This window comes from Moorena sp. SIO3H5 (genome assembly GCF_010692395.1).
GTDB lineage: Bacteria > Cyanobacteriota > Cyanobacteriia > Cyanobacteriales > Coleofasciculaceae > Moorena.
This window is the reverse complement of record NZ_JAAHHS010000031.1, coordinates 1-20024: the sequence shown is the minus strand read 5'-3', so window position 1 is coordinate 20024 and position 20024 is coordinate 1. Positions and strand designations below refer to the sequence as shown.

The window sequence follows — 20024 nt, the reverse complement described above, 5'->3', positions numbered from 1 at the left end:
TAAGCCTAAATCAACAAATTTTTGGTCTTCGGCAATTTGACTCTCTTCTGTATAGAGTGCTTCGGCTAACTGCTGTTTGAGAACCTGCTTGATTTCTGATAAGTTTACCTGGTTTACCTGGGGTGTCCGCAGCGGTTGTAAGGTTTTCAAAGGTTGCTGAGTTTGAGGAGCCGAAGAGATGCTTGGTGTTTCCTCAAAACTGATAGCTCCAGCTGCCATCCTTGCTGCTAAGGTTTGTTGCACATGAGGAATGTCTCGTAAGTAGGGAGATTTTAAACCTTTCTGGACGGCACGGGAGACCATCACTAGTACACTATCTTTGTTATAACGAGGTAGGGTTTTGTAATATCTTGAGTGCAATTGAGAGTATTTTGAGAATAAACCCAACCTTTCCTCATCCACCCGCGTGTCATAATCTACTAGTCGAATCACAAAAGCACGACGTAACTTATGTAAGCCAGGTTTTAGGGGAACCGATTGATGTAAGACGTATTTATTGAAGAAAAAGGCATCCCCAAGGTCATACTCGTCTTCTTCATAACCATCTTGAATAGTATAATCGATTACATCTTCGGTGATTTTGTTATAAATAGTATTGGCATTCCCTACATATTCATTTAAATCCCCTTGGGATTCGTCCCACCTAATATTATTTTTTAAATGTAAGTCAAAAATACTGTAATAGAACTGCCCTGGGAAAATCTTGGTAGAGACATATTGCATCCCACCTCGATATTCTTTAGTTATGGTATCCAAGGGTATCCAGATGGAAGCACCAAAGTCTTCGGTTTTGGTAAATGAGAAGGAGCCGACTCCTACATGCCAAGGCAATCCCTTATGGTTTGGTTCCACTGAAAACAGGGCATTGTGCATGATCATCAAGTTTTTGCCAGTGATGTAATTCAGTAGAGCCAGCTTTTCTTGGATAAAGGAAGAAACAAAATCGTATTTCACCAAGTCATAAGCATGATCATTGGTATCAATATCATCAATCCCTCCCAATTTCAAGGTTACTTTTTCCTTGGATATCTGGCTTTCCTGTTTAGCCTTCTCCAAGGTTTCTTCGATAGTTTTTATCCCAGAAAAGTCAAATAGTTTTTTGACTTGACAGTATCCCTTCTCTTCATACTCTTGTTTGAGTTGTTCAATTTGTTCCCGGTTCATAGTTTTTGGCTCCTTAGTTGGTCCTTGGTTAATCAAAATATCTTGATTTAAGGCGTTGCCTACTGTTTGGCTAATATTTTTAGCTTCAAGATATTGCTGAGTTAGTTGAGCAGGTTCTGCCTGAGTCAGTGGCACTCTTAATTGAGCCAACTCTCTTTTGGCTGGTTGTTGTTTAGTTACTGTAGTTTTGGGGAAAGATAGTGACGCTGGGTTGGATAATCTCCGTTGTGGTTGCTCTATATCGGGAGCATCCGATTTTTGTATATTTATTGTAGTGCGAGCATCTTGCTCGCTTTCTTTAATTCGCGGTTGCTCTCTTTCTTTAATTCGCGGTTGTTCGCTTTCTTTAATTCCAGGGAGCATCTTGCTCCCACTACTGTTATTTGTGACTACGCTGTTTTTGCTTTGATTGTTGTCAGATGCTACCTGAGGTGCTACTTTTCCGTTTTTACCTTTATTTTTGTACTGTTGCAGATCACTGATCCAATATCTTTTCCTTTGCCAGGGATAGGTTGGTAATACTACCTTTTGGGGAGCAGAATCTTGGTAAAATCCTAACCAGTCAATCTTAACTCCCTGTACATATAACTGCCCCAAACTTTGCAGCATTTGTAACCAGTCTGGCTTACCAGGACGCAAACTTGGCAACCAGATTTTTTTGCTTCCGATGAGGCATTCCCTGCCCATGCCTAGTAGAACTGGTTTCGGACCAATTTCTAAGAAGATACCAATATCTTGTTCTGCTAAAGTCTTGATGCCTGCGACAAACCTTACCGGTTTAACGACATGCTCTACCCAATAGTCAGCGGTAGCAATACTCTTGTCGGCGATGGTTCCTGTGACATTGGATATTATTGGTATCTTTGGTTGATGGTAGGTGATTTGCTTAGCTACTGCGGCAAACTCTGCCAACATTGGTGTCATTAAAGGGGAATGAAAAGCATGGGATACCTGCAGCTGCTTCGTCTTAATCAATTTTGACTCTAGTTTTGTAACAATAGCTTGAATCGCTCCTGCTTCCCCAGAAATCACCACACTTTCGGGCCCGTTGATTGCAGCAATTGTGACTTGCTTGGTATGATTAGCGATCGCATCTTTTACCTGAGACTTTGATGCCATAACAGAAACCATCTCTCCACCAGCAGGTAATTGCTGCATTAACCTCCCCCGCAGGGCGATTAACTTCAAGCCATCTTCTAAACTCAAGACTCCAGCTATAGTTGCTGCCACATATTCTCCCACACTGTGACCCATCACCACCTGAGGCTTAATACCCCAAGATTCCCACAACTTGCACAAGGCATACTCTAGGGCAAACAATGTCGGTTGGGTATAGGCAGTTTGGTCTAGTAAATAGGAGTTTGAGTTTGGTGTATCTTGAGGATAAAGGACTTCTAATAACGGACGCTCCATATAAGGACGTAGGAGTTCATCACATTGATCTAAAACTTGACGGAAAACAGGCTGAGTTTGATACAGTTGCCTTCCCATCTGCACATACTGGGAACCTTGACCAGTAAACAGAAATGCTACTTTAGCTGGACTACTACTATGGGATAGTTGTCCTGAAAATACCCCACTCTCTTCTTCCCCTGCTTGGTATTGCCGCAGTTTGTTGGTTAATTGTTGTGGGTTAGTGGCAATTATTGCTAGGCGATGATTAAAGTCAGCTCTTCCAGTATTAGCGGTGTAACATACATCTGCTAGCTCTAATTCCGGATTGGTTTCGAGATGATGCTGATAACTACTGACTAACTCTTTAAGTGCTTGCTCTTTCTTAGCAGACACAGTTAATAAGTAAGGTTGCTCCTGGCTCCTGGCTCCTGGCTCCTGGCTCCTGCCTACTGCCTCCTGCCTCCTGCCTTCTGGTGCTTCCTCAACAATGGCGTGGGAATTAGTACCACTAAAACCAAAAGAACTTAAGGCTGCTACACGAGTTTCATCTCCCTCATATTGTTCCCATACCTTACCCTCAGTGGGAATCACCCCAGGAATCCCCGCCAAACTTATATAGGGATTCAACTGTTTCCAATGCAAGTGAGGTGGAATATACTGATTTTGCAGCGATAATACTACCTTAATTAATCCTGCAATACCGGCAGCTGCTTCCGTATGACCAATATTGGTTTTGACTGAACCAATCATCAAGGGTCGATCTGCACTACGATCCTTGCCATACACTGCTTCTATTGCCTTAATCTCCACCGGATCTCCCAAAGAAGTACCGGTACCATGAGCTTCCACATAAGATATCTGGTTAGCCGAAACTCCTGCTACCGACAACGCTCTTTTGAGTACCGCTTCTTGAGCCGATTGGTTAGGTGCTGTCAAGCCATTGCTCGCACCATCTTGGTTAATTGCTGTACCCCTAACTACTGCTAAAATTCGATCATTGTCTGCGATCGCTTGTTTCAAGGACTTGAGAACGACAACCCCACAACCTTCACTCCGCACATACCCATTGGCAGCAGCATCAAAAGTCTTACAGCGTCCATCTGGTGATAACATCCCAGCTTGAGAGAAACTGATACTCAACTCTGGAGACAACAACAAATTCACCCCTGATGCCAAAGCCAATTGACATTCACCATTGCGTATACTTTGACAAGCTAAATGAACCGCACTCAGAGATGAAGAACAAGCAGTATCTACAGTAATTGATGGTCCATTTAATTGGAAAAAGTAGGATAATCTTCCTGCACCGATAGCAGTAGAACTACCTGTAGCAAAATAGATATTTAAATCTTGCTCTTGATAATATTTGTCCTGTAAGCGTTCGTAATCGTGAAAAGCGATACCCACAAATATACCCGTTTCTGTGCCCGACAGAGATTCCGGATTAATGCCAGCATCTTCTAGTGCCTTCCAATGTTCTTCCAGCAGCAGACGCTGTTGTGGATCCATGTAGAGAGCTTCACGAGCCGAAATGCGGAAAAAATCCGGCTCAAATTTGTCAACTTCAGTTAGGAATCCCCCATAACGATTAGCTATTTTTCCTGGCTGATTTTTCTCAGGATGGTAATATTGCTCAATATCCCAACGAGTTGGAGGTACTTCCGTAATCCCATCAATACCATCATGGAGCAATGACCAATATTGTTGAGGGCTATCGGCATCTCCAGGAAACCGACAAGCCATACCAATAATTGCTACTCCATTTTCTAATTGAGCCGTTGAAAAACCGGAATCAGTTTTTATTGCCTCTGGCTTTGGTAGTACCTCAGAAACTTCCCCGCTTCTCTCTGTTGTCTCCCCTTTAAAATAACTAGCGATCGCGGCAGCAGTTCCATACTTAAAAAATAAATTAGGATCTATTTCCACTCCCAGCTTCTTCTGCAACAAGTATCTCAGTTCCAGCAACTCCAAAGATTCGATGCCCATCTCCATCAGTGCTCGCTGGGCATCAAAAGACTGTTTCTGGTGCATAACTTTACGCACACAGCTAGCCACAACTTCATCTATATCTTCTGTCAGTTTTACCTTAGTCTGCCGATTTTTTTCAACTGTCGCACCCTCAAAACGTTGACGATGTTGAATATCGTAAGATACGAGAACTCCACAAGTCTGGTTTTCCCAATCTTTAGGGCGGTAACCAGGAAGCAGTTTCTCAATTTTAGCCCCATGAATCTGGTGAAATCGCAACAGCGGATCCACTAGTAACCCTGACTCATTTTTCTGGTGGATATATTCTGCCATGGGCATAGGGGAATAGTCTGGATAATTGCGACAAAGAGTTACTGCCACAACTTTTTCGACACCACTTATCTGGGCACAATACTGAAGCATAAATTCCAGCAGTCGATCTCCCAATCCCTGATTTTGCAACTCTGGCAAGATATTTACTGCCAATAATTGTACCACTACTCCTGATTCAGTATGTAATAAAGGGACTTGTGTACAAGTTTTATTATCCAAAAGTTGAGGGTTATCAATTCTTTGGGAATAGATAGCTCCAACAATCTTATCCTCAAGCTCTAAAATAAACTGACCTTGTGGAATTTGAAAAATTCGTCTATAAATTTCTTCATTGTCAACTTGGAGATTTTCTGACCAACACAATGTCTCTAGTGCTATTAAATCACGTAAATCCTCAATTTTAGGATGGCGCAAATTGTAATAATTATTTTCAAAACATTTTAAACTAATACTTTTAATTATTGTCCTTTGCGCTAAGCATTTACCAATATCATTCAAGCATATATAATTATTTTTTTTATTCGATTTTTGGCTGTATTTTTGGACTTTTATAAAATTTTTATCAGCCCATCCTTTAGCAATAAACAATCTTGATAATTCTTCTCGTATATGAGGAGTCACATTATAGAATAAAGGCTTGTCTTCATCTACTCCTAATAAATTATGCTTGTGAAGCCCTAGCATAATTGGTATTATTAAGACCCCATCTAATAAATCGGCAATTGTTCTATCATTAATATTCCACTGTTTTTGAGAAAGCTCTATCCAATTTTTAATAATACCAGGCTTTTCCTTTCCTAGTAAATAGGATTCTATGGGTAATTTGTATAAATATAATATTTCTTCAGGAATGGACAAGTAAGCTTGACAATTGTCTTTGAGGGAGTATTCATCAGCTTCATTTTTGGATAGCCAACCTAGGGATTGCATCATTCTTAAGGCTACTTGCAGATGACCTGTATTTGCCCCCATAGCTTTAGCTATTTGCTGGTGGGTCATTCTTTTTTGTTTTACTAACTCAAATAATCCTTTTTCTCTACAGGCTAAGATGACAGGAATAGAAACAAAGCCGTGTTCGTAACGATTAATTAACTCTAGCATTTTTTGATATTTATTGGTTTTACTATGAATAGTTGGTTAGTGAGCTTGGCTAGGATTTTTATGGAAATTTACTTAAAATACCATGAAATTTACAATGAAATTGAGGTTTACTACCTATGAATAATTAATAATACATTTACTCTCCCCTGATCTGGCTCTATTTGATTAGATTGTGTGTTTGACTGGGATAACATTATTGTACAGCATAAAGTTTTTTTTATGGAGACCTTTAATGTAGTCATTTGATCTAGTTTTTTACTTTTGATTTTTGATTAGTCCTAAATATGTAATGATATTAGTTGCTACATTCCTTGAATTTTCATAAGGTAGACTAGAAAAATCATTACTTGTTTCCCATTTTGCCTAGCTGAAAAGAATCTATTGTCACATCTATTTGAGTTTACATCAAACTGTCTCCTTAATTTTTACGGTTTGCTAAGTAGGCCTTGGTAATCCATGGGTACGCTTATCTAACCCAGTAAGGATAACTACGGAGAGATTGCTCCCTACATATTTCATTTTTTCATTGACCAACGCTGTTGGCTAAGTAATTTATTCAATTTTCATATAAATATACATTTCCCATCAGTCCCATGTCGTGGAAAGTCAGCAACCAACCTACTACAATTGTTTGCTGGCTATGTCCTTTGGCTTGCTTAATCATCCGCTGATTGTTTAGCCGATTACCGTTACTCACAATTACTCCCTTGGGTGTCCCGGTAGAGCCTGAAGTTTACTGGACAAAGGCGCTCGCTACTGCTGTCTAGGCTTGGTTCAAACCAGTTCAACCCTTGGTCGCGATCACATTTATTGGTAGCAAGCAAATGCAACTGAGCCAGAGCTGGATGCTGGGCAAAGCGACTGGTTAATTCGGTCATAAGAGATGTGGTCGTTAGGGCAAACGGAGCCTCTGGATCTGATGCGATCGCTAACAACCGAGACAGATTTTGACTGCGTCTCGGTGGTGGATATGCAGGCACTGCAATTACCCCAGCATACAAGCACCCTTTGAAGGCAGCAATGAAGTCTATATCTGGTGGATATAATACTAGCTAGCAAAGCTCGTTCTGCCCTTATCCCAAGATACTGTAACTCAGAGGCGATCGCCTTTGAGGGTTGGTATAATACCTCGTAGGTTAGTATATCTGTTTCTTCTTCCCCTTTTTCTAGGAAGGCATGAACGGTTTTAGCAGGCTGAGTTAGGGCTCTATAGCGCAACAACTCTACCAGATTGGAAAACTTCTCTTCAAGGTCTGAACATCTGATATTTTCCAAGTTTCAAGCTCCTTGGTATATAGCGTTTTTCAACGCTTATTTGCTCCCTTTCAACAGTTTTTTTACTGTTTTAACTATACTTCGGTGTACTTACGTTTCTGAGCCTTGAGAGCGCCCTCAATTAAGCACAACTAACAAAATAGCACAAAAAAAACTACCTGTCAACTCTAATCGTAACTAAATTCTGCTTGACTCTCGCCCAACCATAGCTATATATCCTTCTTTTGTCACTTTAGAGCTGAATCGTAAAGTAAATCTTAATAAGTCTGAAAGCCTTGCTATGATTGTTTTTTGGTTATTAAATAGTTCAAATGTTCTATTTAAGCGCAAGCCTTATTATACAAGAATTACAGCGAGTTTACGAATCAGCTCTTAGGATAATCTAAGGAATTTCCGTCATTTCAGTCTAGGAAAAATCAAGGTTTGACTCCAGTTTGACAGAAGAGGGAACTGTTCCAATGCCCCATCATCCGGTTCATCAATCAATTCATCCAGCATTGCCAAGCTTTCCCGCACTCTACTAGCAGTGTTTCCCCAGCCTGCTTCAAAACCCATCTCTTGCAGCTTAAAGCGGAATTTGTCATAGGATTCGCTGTCTGGGCGATCGCTTACAAATTCCAAAGGCAACTTCACCTGCTCTGACAGTTGCTGCTGATTCTGAATGCGCTCGTTAATCAGCAAACGTCCCCGACCTTGGGGTTGTAGCGATTGACAAAGCTTTTGCCATTCCCTCCACTTCTGGCAAGGTAACTACTTGAGTAAAACCTGTTTCACTCAACACCTTTTTCCACTGCTGGCGACTCAGCAGTGGGTAGTCTGGTCGTAATTCATAATCGTTCTAGCGATTGACAAAGCGATGGCGTCTAAGTAGGTGGGCATAAATAAACGTTAAAAATCAAAATACTAAAATGAAGCTGAAAGCCTTTATTAAAGGGGTTTTCAGCATTTTGAATCTCAATCGCTATTTTACGGATAATTAAGCCCACCTACTTATTTAATAGACTTTCATCTTCCAGAATAATTTCCTGGGTGTAATAAATCAGCTTCCCTAAATGAGAATAATGATAAAAGTATTCTTATTTTTTGTGGTTAGTGCAGTATTCATTAAAAGCAGCCAGAATTTCGTTGCGCAGTAAGTACCTGGGTTCTGCGCTTTTTAACTGGCTGCTAAACTGACGTAGATCGCTCTTTTCGTCACTTTCGAGAACATCCTGAATTAGGTTGAGCATTGAAACTCCCCAAATACAAGTCAACTATATTGAAACCAACAACCCTATAAAAAATTCCTCTAAAGAATAGTGATTCCCGCGCACTACCGATCAGGAATAGATATTCTTTTAGATATATGGACAACGTTCTCGCAAAACAATTTTTTTGGCATAAATTAAAGATTAAAGCATGTAAAGCTGCCCATACTTCTGCTGGATGTAGCGGATGAATGGATCGATGCGTAAAGCAGTACCAGTGACGCTCTTAATCAATTCAGCCGCTGTGTATTTGCAACCATGTTGGTAAATATTGTCCTTCAACCAATTATGGAGCGTACTAAAGTTTCCTTGCTCAATTTTTGGTATAATTTCAGGTTGTTCCGTTACTGCGGCTTCAAAAAACTGGGCGCTCATCAAGTTCCCCAACGTATAGCATTGGAACATTCCCCCAATCTGACCTGTGTACCAGTGAACATCTTGCAACACCCCGTCACTGTCATTCTGGGGAACAACCCCTAAATCTTCACGATAGCGTTCATTCCAGGCTTCCGGTAAATCCCTCACCTGTAGCCTACCCTCAAGCATCATCAGTTCTAAGTCAAAGCGGATCATGACGTGGAGATTGTAAGTCACTTCATCAGCATCCATGCGGATTACAGACCGTTGCACCTTGTTGATGGCCTGATAAAAGGCATCGAGGGAAACATTACCCAGTTGGGAGGGGAAGTAGGATTGTACTTGGGGATAGAAAAATTTCCAGAAGCCCCAACTACGCCCAACTATATTTTCCCAAAGTCGGGACTGGCTCTCATGGACACCCGAGGATGTCCCACAGGCAAGAGGAGTGCCTTCCAAATCTCGTCTAATTCCTTGCTCATAAAGACCATGACCCATTTCGTGGATGCTGCTAAATAGAGCCTGACTCAGGTCATCTTGATCAACACGGGTCGTAATGCGCACATCACCGGTAGAGAAGTTTATCATAAATGGGTGATGGGTTTGGTCTTGCCTTCCCCGCTCAAAGTCATACCCCATTTGCTTCATGACCTTGAGAGTCAAATCTAACTGTTGCTCTTCAGGATATCGTTGGTGTAAACAGTTATCATCGGTGCTACTTTGGGTAGTAATAGCCTCCACAATTGGCACTAATTCCTCTCGCAACTGAGAAAAAAGCGTCCGCAAAATAGAGACTTTCATGCCATAGTCAGCAAAGTCAATTAAGGGGTCAGCGATATGTTCGTAACCAGGGAAAAAATAAGCCATTTCACGGCTGAGGTCAAGGGTTTTTTCTAAGTAAGGGCGCACCGCTGCAAAGTCGTTGGTGGCTCTTGCCTTTACCCAAACACTGTACGTTTCTGTCCGATGTTCAGAGAATTCTCCCATAAATTCCGCTGGCACCTGCACGGCTCTGTGGTAATTTTTTCTAGTGCAGCGGATTAGGCTAGCTTCGTCAGAAAAGTAAGGTAGAGTTTCTTCATAGGGGCGTAACCCTTCCAGGAGTTCGCCCATGGCTGGGTCAGTAAATTTACTATGGGCAATTTTTTGTAGAGTAGCCAGTTGACGTCCCCTCGCAGCTGCACCACCGGGAGGCATATAGGTTGCCTGATCCCAGTACAACAAAGATGCGGCTGCTTCTAAGTCGTTAATTTCACTAAGGCGTTTTTTGAGGTTGAGAAGTTTCGGTTGAGTTTTTTCGGTAGTCTGCATGATGCTAGATTGACACATTCAGGCTATTAGTTTAGGGTTACGGTATTTTGCCGAATAGTAAATGTACACCTGACGACCGAAAAGAAAAATATTACCCACAAAAATGTCCGATACTAATAAATCAGACAAGTGGGCTGAAAGCTAAGACCAAGTTGCGTTTTTCAAGTGCAATTTACTTGTCGGACAATGGCGAAATAACCAAGTCCTTATTTCCTCTCGTTACGATTTAAGCTGCAACTTGGTACGAGCACTCTGGTAAAGCTGAGTAACTGACTCAGATGCCAATGGCTATGAAAACGTCATACCCATAGCTGAGTGTAATAGCATAGTATACGAACTACTATTGTGCCATTTCTTAAGGACTTATTAGTATAGTGTAATCCCTTAAAACCAGACAATCGCTCTAGCTATTGGCACAGGGGTAAGTATTCCTACCGACTGAAGCTCACAGCCACTAGCTTCGAGCTTGCCCAATACTGGCCGAAAGTAGGATGTCATAAGGATCTCTTTGCACTCTCATTTGGATCAGGACTTATGCACCCTTTCCGTGTAGAACCTCTGTAAATGTGAGGTGCGCTCTTACCATTAAGAATTAAATTCGCCACGGGTCGCACCTGAAGTTCTGTGCTCCACAGTTCGCTTTTTCCTATTATAGGACTTACGCAAATCCCTCATTTTAACGCTACCTGTAGGGTGGGCAAGGTTTTGCCCACCCTACCCATGCATTCTGTGCGTAAGTCTTGTATTAGTAAAAACCTATTAGTAAAAACCTATTAGTAAAAACCTATTAGTATTGGCTTCAGGGGCATAAGTCCTATGGATACAAGCCTTTTAGCTTTTAGCTTTTAGCTTTTACCTTCACCAAAGGCCATCCCAATCGAGTTGGCTGTTCGTATATCCGTTTGAGGGTATTGATGTCTCTAGCAGAAATTTTCGGGGGATTGCGAACTTGGGAAAAGTATAGCGCATCAGTTTCTAAAGGAGAATGACCCCAAATACCTAGTGCATGACCGAGTTCGTGACGGGCAGTGGCAAGGGTGTAGTCAATGGATTGCTGAGGAGAGAGAAGTATGGTAAACTTATGTAATAATAAATTATCTACTATTTGCTCTGGTGCCCTGATGGATTGCGCCAGGTAAAATTCATAGCTAGTAACGGCTGAGCGAGCGCGAGACCAATCAAAGGTTCCAGTCTCACGATTCAAGTCAACTTTTAGAGGAGGATGCGATCGCAAAATCGATATATCTGCTAATTCCTGCTGGTCAACTAGTTCTAGGGGTAAATAAACCCCCCATTCTGCCACAGCCTTTAGCACCGCATCAACCCACTGTTGGAAGCGGTCGTGCTTAGCATCAACCACAGCTGGTGGTTGGGGGTGTTCCACATAAACCTTCACGGGAAACTGAGACCAGATCAGATAACCTAAGGGAGTCGCGTTGATTTCAGAAAAATAATCACCGCTGGCGGTAGGGTCTTGCCACTGGTCAAGGGGAGTTGGTAGAGGGTGAGGCTTAGGAGCTGGTAGGGCAGGTGAGGTTACTGGCATCGAAGCCACCATAGCAGAGGAGGCTTCTGTTAATTGGTTAAACTTTGGGTATAAACCGGCTGCGGTGCTGGACTGAATCAACATCACTAACAGACAAGTAACACCCCCTAAAAAGAGGGCTATCCATAGCTGCTTATTGTTTTTATGCCACCTACTACCCAAGGTTGAACACTAATTATTTACTGGTTTAACCAACCTGCACTTAAAATCACTGTCAAGCTCATAAAGGTAATCGCCAAGATCCAGGTCACCCGGTTCAGGGCTTTTTCGGCACTCTTGGTGCTGGTAAACAGCTGAGCTTGACCACCGATACCGCCAAGGCCATCTCCCTTGGGACTATGGAGCAAAACCAAAATAATCAGACCCAAGCCAGATAAAACCCAAATAATTTGCAGGATTTGATTAACCATTCTTTTGACAATATTACGGCATTGAGAAGTTGTGATCTCTCCCTTGGTTAAAACAAAGGAGTTTTCAACTTCGTGTGTTATAGAGAAACTCGCACGGGTGTCCGATTACTACGGACTTCCAACTCAGCGGGTTGGATCATAGAACGCCCAGTCATTTCTTGTGGCTGGGGAAGCTGCAAGATTTCCAAGATGGTCGGGGCAATATCTGCCAGACATCCATCACAGCGCAATGCAACTTCTGTACCATGTCCAGGGATTTTTAATTTTTCCCCTTCTACTAGGATAAAGGGTACTGGGTTGGTCGTGTGAGCTGTCCAAGGATTACCTGTCTCATCACGCATAGTCTCGGCGTTACCGTGGTCAGCAGTAATCAGGGTAGTGCCACCAACTTTAATAATCCTATCAATTAAGCGTCCTATGCAGCGGTCTACAGTTTCCACTGCTTCTATGCAGGCTTCCACATTGCCAGTATGGCCCACCATATCAGTGTTGGCATAGTTAATCACTACCAGGGAGTAAATGCGTTTTTCGATGGCTGCGATCACTTCATCGGTTACTTCCTTAGCTGACATGGCTGGTGCTTTATCATAGGTTGGTACCATCGGACTTTGCACCAATTTCCGGTCTTCACCCTCGAAGGGAACTTCTAGACCACCATTAAAAAAGTAAGTGACGTGGGCGTATTTTTCGGTTTCCGCAGTTCGGAATTGGCGCAACCCATGCTGGGCAATAACTTCCCCCAGAATATTAGTCAAGTTCTGAGGTTCAAAGGCGACCAATACCGGAAGCTTGGGGTCATACTGGGTAAAGGTGGCAAAGGTTAGGGGTTTGATCTGCTCCCTTTCAAAGCCATCAAAGTTAGGATCCACGAAAGCTTGGGTAAGCTGTCGGGCTCTGTCTGGGCGGAAGTTAAAGAAAATTACTCCATCTCCTGCTGTTACAGCTCCAGGAGCAAGCCGTGTGGGCAAGATAAACTCGTCAGTAATTTCTGACTCATAAGACTCCTTGAGGAATTGTACTGCTGAGATCGCATTTCCAGGACCATCCTGAGTCATGACTTCATAGGCTTTTGAAATCCTTTCCCAGCGTCGGTCTCGATCCATGGCGTAGTAGCGACCACTAATGGTGGCTATGGATCCAATGCCAACTTGATCAATATAATCCTGAATTTTTTGAATTGCTTCAATGCCGTCGGTCGGTTTAGTATCACGACCATCGGTAATCGCGTGGATATAAACTTCAGATAGATTTTGGGCTTTGGCTAGGGCTAGCAATCCTAGGAGGTGATTGAGATGGGAGTGTACCCCACCCTCAGAACACAAACCCACGATGTGCATCTTCCCACCCCGAGATTTAACCTCTCGGCATACTTGCACAAGAGCTTGGTTATCGTTTAAAGTGCCATTTTCCACCGCATCAGAGATGCGCACCAGTTCTTGAGGCACCACACGCCCAGCACCTATATTCAAGTGCCCCACTTCCGAATTGCCCATTTGACCCTCTGGGAGTCCCACGTCCTTTCCAGAGGTGCGAATTAATGTACTCGGATAGGCAGCCCAGAGGCTGTCCATTACAGGGGTCTCTGCTAGGGCTATCCCATTGGCATCAGTTACTTCGCGGTAACCCCAACCGTCTAAGATAACTAGCACCACAGGAGAAACAGGTGCTTGCCTCATCATATCGCCTTTTATCCTACTATTAATTGCACCGCGATCATATCATTCAAAATCCGCATATTCATGATAAATTTCAATTTTTATTAGGTTTCGGCTGGTGGAGTGAGGATAATGCTTAAATCTCCTGCTAGCAAAGGTTTTGACTACCCCAAGCTAATAGGAATTTATACTCGGTAACTAACCTTTGTATACAATTAAATGGGCGTGCAGGCACGTGTTTGGATCAGGGCGACTGTTAGCCTACACTTACAACTAACAAAGGTGTAGAAAGGTTACAAATATTAATTTCTATCAACATGCCTATAAAATTGTGATGTATAAAGTAATGCTTATGAAGGTGCGATCGCATTTCCCGATATGACTGCCAATCTAACTTCCGCAGATTCCAGCCCGAGCTTGATTTCCCCTACCATTTCTCGACCACAGACCCTAGACTCCTTCCCGACTACTTCCCCTGTGAAACTGGGAGTGATGGCTTCCGGAAGTGGCAGTAACTTTGAAGCAATAGCTAGTGCGATCGCTAACGGCCAACTCAATGCCGAAATCAGCGTGCTCATTTACAATAATCCAGGCATTAAAGCGTTAGCTAGAGCCGAAAAATACGGCATTCCAGCGGTTCTACATAATCACCGGCACACCAAAAAACGGGAAGATTTCGATCAACAAATTGTCGAAACTTTACGACAGTATGAGGTGGAGTGGGTCGTGATGGCTGGTTGGATGCGAGTGGTCACACAGGTACTCCTAGACGCTTTCCCTAATCGGATTCTCAATATCCATCCCAGCTTATTACCTAGTTTCAAAGGTGTGCGGGCGGTGGAACAAGCCCTTGAGGCTGGGGTAAAAATTACAGGGTGTACGGTTCACGTGGTCAGTCTAGATATTGACAGTGGTCCAATCCTTTTCCAGGCAGCTGTTCCTGTGCTACCCGATGATACCCCAGAAACCCTCCATGGTCGGATTCAAGTCCAAGAACATCGGATTTTAGTCGATGCGATCGCATTAATCAATTGTTAATTGTTATTTGGCAAAGGGAGTAGGGAGTAGGGAGTAGGGAACAAGAATTATCACAATTTATTTCAGATTATTATTTAATTGTTATTTAATTATTATTTTTTATTGGATTTTAAATTTTCTATGTTTTATTTTCTAAATTACCCAATTTCCATACCAAGCTAGACACAAAGTTAGTGACGATATGAGCCACAATTGGTACGAGTAAATTGTCTGTTGCTACCGCACTATACCCCAGAAGCAAACCAACTAGGGTAGCCCAAACTACATAGGGCCATTGTTGGATGCCGCTTAGATGCAAAATCCCAAATAGCATACTGGAGGCTATGATACCGATAGCATTCAACCCTACTGCTGGCAACATGACACCCCGAAACAGTAATTCTTCACTCATACCGGGCAATAGTCCTAGCCACATTAAATCTGGTATGATTAGGGGCTTGAGAATTAACTTTAGGTATACTTCTGCACTCTGGCGATAAGCTGGCCAAAGACAATACACTAAGCCACTGGCTCCAGTAATTCCCAACCCCATGGCTAGTCCTATAACTAGGGCATTGGGGGTAAATTTGATGGGCAGGAGAGTCAGCTTGCCTAGTTGCAGCCATAGCTTGGCAAAGATGAGTAACACTACGGCAGTTATACCCATTGCCACTAGTACTTGGATGCGGGTTAGGGGTTCAAGTTCGGGATTATCGGGAATTTGTTTTGTCACTAGGAGAAATGTAAGCGACGCAGGGATGATAGGGATGGACTCAGAGCTTTAGGACTGATCCCAGCACGATGGCTAACCAGCAAGCCTAGAGCCTCTAAATATGAGTTTACTCGTATAGCTTTAATTCCCAAAGGTTCTGGAGGTACTTCCATGGTAGTTTGGTTTTCTTCAACCGCAATGATCTGGGTTTGCAGCTGGCTGAAGCTTAACATTGCACTACCACCACAGGCGGTTGCTGGTATCACAATCGCATCTACATCATCAGCCCAGATGTCCCCTGGTTTTGAGGAAATCCTTTGAGAATCTGGATTAGCAAGGGAGGAGGGGGAATTTTTTTGGTTGACGACAAATTGGGGAGCGCGACTCAATCCTACTAAAACACAGGGTAAGAAGGTATAGCCCAATTCCTCTGCTGCTGAACGGGGTGACAAATTAGGATCGATGGGTAAAGGCATCAATGCTGGTGCATGAGCACAGGGAATTTGAAAGGTACGAACAATCAAGTGACTGATAATGGCTTCAGCACCAGCAAGGTGGTCTACGCCTCGGCCATGACGGTAATCTTGCAATGCTTGACTATCCATGTCATCGGGAAAACGCACGACTACTGCGATCGCATTTGCTCCGGCTTGCTCAATCAAGACTTGGGCTGCTCGCAATAAACTATCGGGATTTCCAATTGTTCCCCAACTCGCTCCAGATGCTGCTGTGCGCAGTTCTACATTTAAGGGAGCATCTGTGACTACGTAGTCGGTTAGATTCAGTCCTAGGGTAGCTCTGGTGGCATCTGCTGCTTGTAGGTGTCTCAACCGTAGTTCTGGTTCAATCCCCTGATCCAGGAGTAATCCCACTCGGTTCTGATGTACAGGGCGTAATCCCCAGCATCCAGCGGCAAATTTGTCAAGTCCATAGCCTTCCACATAGAAGGCGTTGGGTAAGTTCCAGTACAACTGGGCACCATTGAGGACATTGGGATGGGTGATTAAGCGATCGCACAAGTTAGCGATCGCTCTAGCCACTGGCAAGGCATCCCCGGCATAGCCACCAATCGACGCTCCTACACCAGTAGGAATGATTAAAACAACGGTATAGGGACGTTGATTCACTTACTATTCGGTGATTTTGTTACAATCGCCTCTACCGTAGCTTTCTCCTGCTCAGGGTCTACATGAGTAACTGCCCAGCGCAGGGGTTCTCCCCGTTCTTGTAGTTCTGCTTCAATAGCTTGGTGCAGTTCCTTAGGGGACTCTTGGAGGTCAATTTCTGCAGTAATGAAATGGGTTGTCATTGTTTTCTCCCTAATTTGATTAGGATAATCTGGCTATCCTAATCTATCTAACCATTACGTCTAGCTATTAGGCTAATGGTATTTGATTATATAGCAGCACTGACCTGATCACGGCTGACCAAACTGCCTGTCGTACACTTCATCTTCTTTTGAGGTGTCAAATTTGAGGTTAGAGCGGGGATAAGCTACACACAGCAGCACATAGCCTTCTGCTTGGAGTTCTGGGCCTAAACCCATGCCATCGGCTTGGTCTACACTGCCTTCTCCTACTCGTTTGGCAGCGCAAGTGGTACAGACTCCAGCGGTGCAGGAACTGGGTAAATCTATCCCTGCCCCATGGGCAGCTTCAAGAATTTTTTGATCCTCTGGCACCTCTATAGTGTATGTGTTGCCTTCGTGATTAAATTCGACGGTGTAAGTCTTGGGCATTGTATCAGTTTCGAGCTTGATACTCCCAATCCTATGAATAGGACGGGGAGGGTCACTGGCTTATTTTAGCGCTTTGTGGCATCCAAATTAAGCTGCTGACTTCATTGGTCAATTGACTTGAGTACAAGGGACAACTCTATATTACAATTTGTTTTAATTGTCAATAGATATTGGGTTTTTTTTTTAGCTATCAATATTGGTAAGGAATTAGACCGATAAATAAGTTTAGTAACTATGTCCAAAAGCGAAATGTCAAAATATATTTCTTGTATCATAATATGACGGTTTATAAATACAAAAAAACAGAAAATAGTTCAAAAATTAGCATCGGATATTGAAAAATATATGAATATATAAAAGCTTAATACACGGCTATTTTTTTTGACGATAACTTTTTTTATACCGTTTATCCTTTAAATAAGGATTTTAGAGTTATTAAAACGAAAAAAATTATTGAAATGATTAAAAATAATGGTAATCTATATAATCAGTTAAAGACTATTCGACAGAAATACTATCAAACATGTTGTGTACAATTTAATTAGTAAACACCACCGTAAAATCCAAAACTACCAGCAATGGTATGTCTAACATCAACAAGCGATTGAAACGCCTTTATTGGGAATTCTATAAAACTTTACCGATGCCCTATCTGCGTACAACTCAATTAATGTACGCGGGCTTTCAAACTCTCGTCTTCTTTCAGGTAAGAATATTATAAGCGGACTTAATCGAATCAGCATGAACACCAATCTTACCTTTCTTGGTCTCGGCGTTATGGGTGGATATATGGCAGCCAATCTTGCCCGTAGTGATTACTCCAGCAGTAATTACCCCACTATGGCTTGGAATCGCACCCCCGATCGTCCAGGAGTCAAGATTGCTGCTGATGCTGGAGCCAAGGTAGTCTCATCGATCCGGGAAGCTGTCGAGTCAGCTGACATAATTTTTTCTTGCTTGGGGGATGTCCCAGATGTGGAAGCCGTTATGCTTGGAGCTGAGGGAGTGGCTGAGTATGCCAAACCCGGTACTCTAATTGTGGATTTCACCACCATTGGACCAAATGCAGCCCAGGAAATCAATGGGGAACTAAACAAGCATAACCTACGTTTTCTGGATGCACCAGTTTCCGGTGGGGATATCGGAGCCAAAAATGGTACCCTAACCATTATGCTTGGAGGCGAGCAGAATGACTTCGAGGAGTGTAAACCCCTACTGGAAATCCTTGGCAAAACCATTCGCCTTTGCGGTCCGGTGGGCAGCGGTCAAGCCGTTAAACTGTGCAACCAGGTGCTTTGTTCTGTCCATATGGTAGCCCTATGCGAGGCAATGAAGTTGGCAGAACATCAAGGAATTGACCCTAATTTAGTTATTGAGGTTTGTAGCACAGGTGCTGCTGGGTCATGGGCGTTATCCAACTTAGGGCAACAAGTCGCTGAGTCCAACTTTGAGCCTGGTTTTATGATTAAGCACATGGTCAAAGACCTCAGGCTTGTGCTCGAAAGCCTCCAGTCTTCTAGTCTGGATTTAGCTGGAGTTGAATTAGCTGACCGTCTTTTCAAAGTTGTTCAACAACTTCACAGTGGTACAGGAGGTGAACAGGGAACTCAAGCCATGATCCGTGCTTACGGTGAACTCAGAAGCTGAAACGTTAGTCTAGCTGACTTCTGACTTCTGACTTCTGACTTGCGCGTAGCGCTATACCAAGTATTTCTTGAGATTTTTCCAACACTTGATCAGGGTCAAAGGGTTTAGTGAGGTACATATCTGTGCCTACTTCTTTACCCTTTTGTTTATCAAACTCTTGTCCCTTAGCCGTTAGCATGATCACATAAACATCGTTCATATACAGAACATTTTTGATCTGATCACAGACATCAAACCCACTCATTTTCGGCATCATTAAATCCAGAAATACCAGATTAGGTTGCTCTGACTTCACTTGCTCTAGGGCATCTTCACCATCCTCAGCGGTAAGTAATTCTACGCCTTCATCCTCCAGGTCTTCCAGGGTTTGTTCGATCAGGAGTCTCATATAAGGTTCATCATCAACGATCAAGATTTTTTTAGTCATAGAGTAGTCTGCTGGGTAAAGCATTACCTGTTTCTACACCAACACATTTACTTGATCAAGTCAGCTATTCCGGATGCTTTGCTACTCAATTGTTAGGGCTTTTAGGCATTTATTAATTAATTAGGACTAAGTATTCAAGCGGACACAATCTAAAAGTCGCTTGAGCTAAAGTACGACAAAAAATTCCCCACACCAAAAGGCAATGGGGACATACTGGAGTTGTTCTAGTTGCCGGAAGCTAATAATGCCCTGTATTAAAACCTGATCAAGCCAACAGTCTTTTCAGTGTTTACAACACAACCGTTGCATCTGAGGAAAACTGTTTTAGAAGACTACTTTAGAAGACTACAGCGGAATTGGTTCTGGTAAAGACGTCTATATCTAACCCCCTATTTAATACTGCAACTTCCGATCCATCAACCGATAAAAAGCCAGTGAAGGCGTCGTAACTTACATCAGTGCTGCCTACAACTACGATCGCATCACTTCCTACCTCGAAGTCGAGGATAATATCCAAGTCTCCTTCTAAGAACTGATCTGCGAAAAATTCGTAGATATCGCTGCCGCCGCCACTGATCAGAACATCGGATCCTTCATTGCCAACAACAACATCATCTCCTAAGCCGCCTCGAACAATATCATCTCCGAGACCGCCGAAGACAAAGTCAGATCCTCCAGCACCCTGGATGTTATCGTCTCCGCACGATGATATGAGAGCGAG

16 protein-coding genes and 1 pseudogene are annotated in these 20024 nt (G+C 43.0%); 2 read left to right on the top strand and 15 right to left on the bottom strand.

Going from position 1 to position 20024, the window contains the following annotated elements; translation table 11 throughout:
* The 9 genes and pseudogenes from F6K52_RS05690 to gpmI all read right to left on the bottom strand — a co-directional run.
* Nucleotides 1-5961, bottom strand: a 5961-nt coding sequence (locus F6K52_RS05690; RefSeq protein WP_293075223.1) for a type I polyketide synthase, incomplete at its 3' end; no start/stop codon positions are given.
* A 556-nt stretch (nt 5962-6517) separates the two neighbouring features.
* The gene (locus F6K52_RS05685) at nt 6518-6658 is read right to left on the bottom strand and encodes a hypothetical protein (RefSeq protein WP_293075221.1); all 141 of its coding nucleotides are present in this window, start codon (nt 6656-6658) and stop codon (nt 6518-6520) included.
* On the bottom strand, nt 6651-6941 hold the full coding sequence (locus F6K52_RS05680; RefSeq protein ID WP_293075219.1) for a hypothetical protein: 291 nt from the start codon (nt 6939-6941) through the stop codon (nt 6651-6653). The genes F6K52_RS05685 and F6K52_RS05680 overlap by 8 nt, the downstream gene beginning before the upstream one ends.
* Before the next feature lie 691 nt (nt 6942-7632).
* Nucleotides 7633-7932 (bottom strand): annotated as a pseudogene (locus F6K52_RS05675) (hypothetical protein); the annotation flags it as partial.
* 380 nt (nt 7933-8312) lie between these two features.
* Nucleotides 8313-8465, bottom strand: a complete 153-nt coding sequence (locus tag F6K52_RS05670) for a hypothetical protein (RefSeq protein ID WP_364416202.1) — start codon at nt 8463-8465, stop codon at nt 8313-8315.
* 162 nt (nt 8466-8627) lie between these two features.
* The gene (locus tag F6K52_RS05665) at nt 8628-10151 is read right to left on the bottom strand and encodes a carboxypeptidase M32 (protein WP_293075215.1); all 1524 of its coding nucleotides are present in this window, start codon (nt 10149-10151) and stop codon (nt 8628-8630) included.
* 838 nt (nt 10152-10989) lie between these two features.
* A complete protein-coding gene (locus tag F6K52_RS05660) occupies nt 10990-11781 on the bottom strand; it encodes a peptidase (protein ID WP_293075213.1) in 792 nt (263 codons plus the stop codon).
* Nucleotides 11782-11876: 95 nt separating this feature from the next.
* Nucleotides 11877-12107 carry a preprotein translocase subunit SecG gene (gene secG / locus F6K52_RS05655; protein WP_008191847.1) on the bottom strand — a complete coding sequence of 77 codons (231 nt, stop codon included), beginning with the start codon at nt 12105-12107 and terminating at the stop codon, nt 11877-11879.
* 77 nt (nt 12108-12184) lie between these two features.
* Complete coding sequence (gene gpmI / locus F6K52_RS05650; RefSeq protein WP_293075240.1) at nt 12185-13783, bottom strand: 2,3-bisphosphoglycerate-independent phosphoglycerate mutase; 1599 nt, start codon at nt 13781-13783, stop codon at nt 12185-12187.
* A 357-nt stretch (nt 13784-14140) separates the two neighbouring features.
* On the opposite strand from gpmI, the gene purN reads away from it, so the two are divergent.
* On the top strand, nt 14141-14800 hold the full coding sequence (gene purN, locus F6K52_RS05645) for a phosphoribosylglycinamide formyltransferase (protein WP_293075211.1): 660 nt from the start codon (nt 14141-14143) through the stop codon (nt 14798-14800).
* 118 nt (nt 14801-14918) lie between these two features.
* Here the strand turns inward: purN and F6K52_RS05640 are convergent, their stop codons facing one another.
* From F6K52_RS05640 to F6K52_RS05625, 4 genes are all read right to left on the bottom strand, one after another.
* Nucleotides 14919-15512 (bottom strand): CPBP family intramembrane glutamic endopeptidase, encoded by a 594-nt coding sequence (locus F6K52_RS05640; RefSeq protein WP_293075209.1) that lies wholly within the window; start codon nt 15510-15512, stop codon nt 14919-14921.
* The gene (locus F6K52_RS05635; RefSeq protein ID WP_293075207.1) at nt 15512-16618 is read right to left on the bottom strand and encodes a DUF3326 domain-containing protein; all 1107 of its coding nucleotides are present in this window, start codon (nt 16616-16618) and stop codon (nt 15512-15514) included. The genes F6K52_RS05640 and F6K52_RS05635 overlap by 1 nt, the downstream gene beginning before the upstream one ends.
* Nucleotides 16615-16800, bottom strand: a complete 186-nt coding sequence (locus F6K52_RS05630; protein ID WP_293044317.1) for a hypothetical protein — start codon at nt 16798-16800, stop codon at nt 16615-16617. Before F6K52_RS05630 ends, F6K52_RS05635 begins: the two co-directional genes overlap by 4 nt.
* 108 nt (nt 16801-16908) lie before the next feature.
* Nucleotides 16909-17229: a 2Fe-2S iron-sulfur cluster-binding protein gene (locus F6K52_RS05625; RefSeq protein WP_293075205.1), complete on the bottom strand. Its 321-nt coding sequence runs from the start codon at nt 17227-17229 to the stop codon at nt 16909-16911.
* A gap of 741 nt (nt 17230-17970) precedes the next feature.
* On the opposite strand from F6K52_RS05625, the gene F6K52_RS05620 reads away from it, so the two are divergent.
* Nucleotides 17971-18876, top strand: coding sequence for an NAD(P)-dependent oxidoreductase (locus F6K52_RS05620; protein ID WP_293075203.1), 906 nt, complete (start codon nt 17971-17973; stop codon nt 18874-18876).
* A gap of 4 nt (nt 18877-18880) precedes the next feature.
* Here the strand turns inward: F6K52_RS05620 and F6K52_RS05615 are convergent, their stop codons facing one another.
* Together F6K52_RS05615 and F6K52_RS05610 are read right to left on the bottom strand one after the other, a co-directional pair.
* Nucleotides 18881-19303 carry a response regulator gene (locus F6K52_RS05615; protein ID WP_293075201.1) on the bottom strand — a complete coding sequence of 141 codons (423 nt, stop codon included), beginning with the start codon at nt 19301-19303 and terminating at the stop codon, nt 18881-18883.
* Nucleotides 19304-19640: 337 nt separating this feature from the next.
* The coding region (locus tag F6K52_RS05610) for a calcium-binding protein (protein WP_293075199.1) at nt 19641-20024 on the bottom strand (384 nt) is incomplete at its 5' end.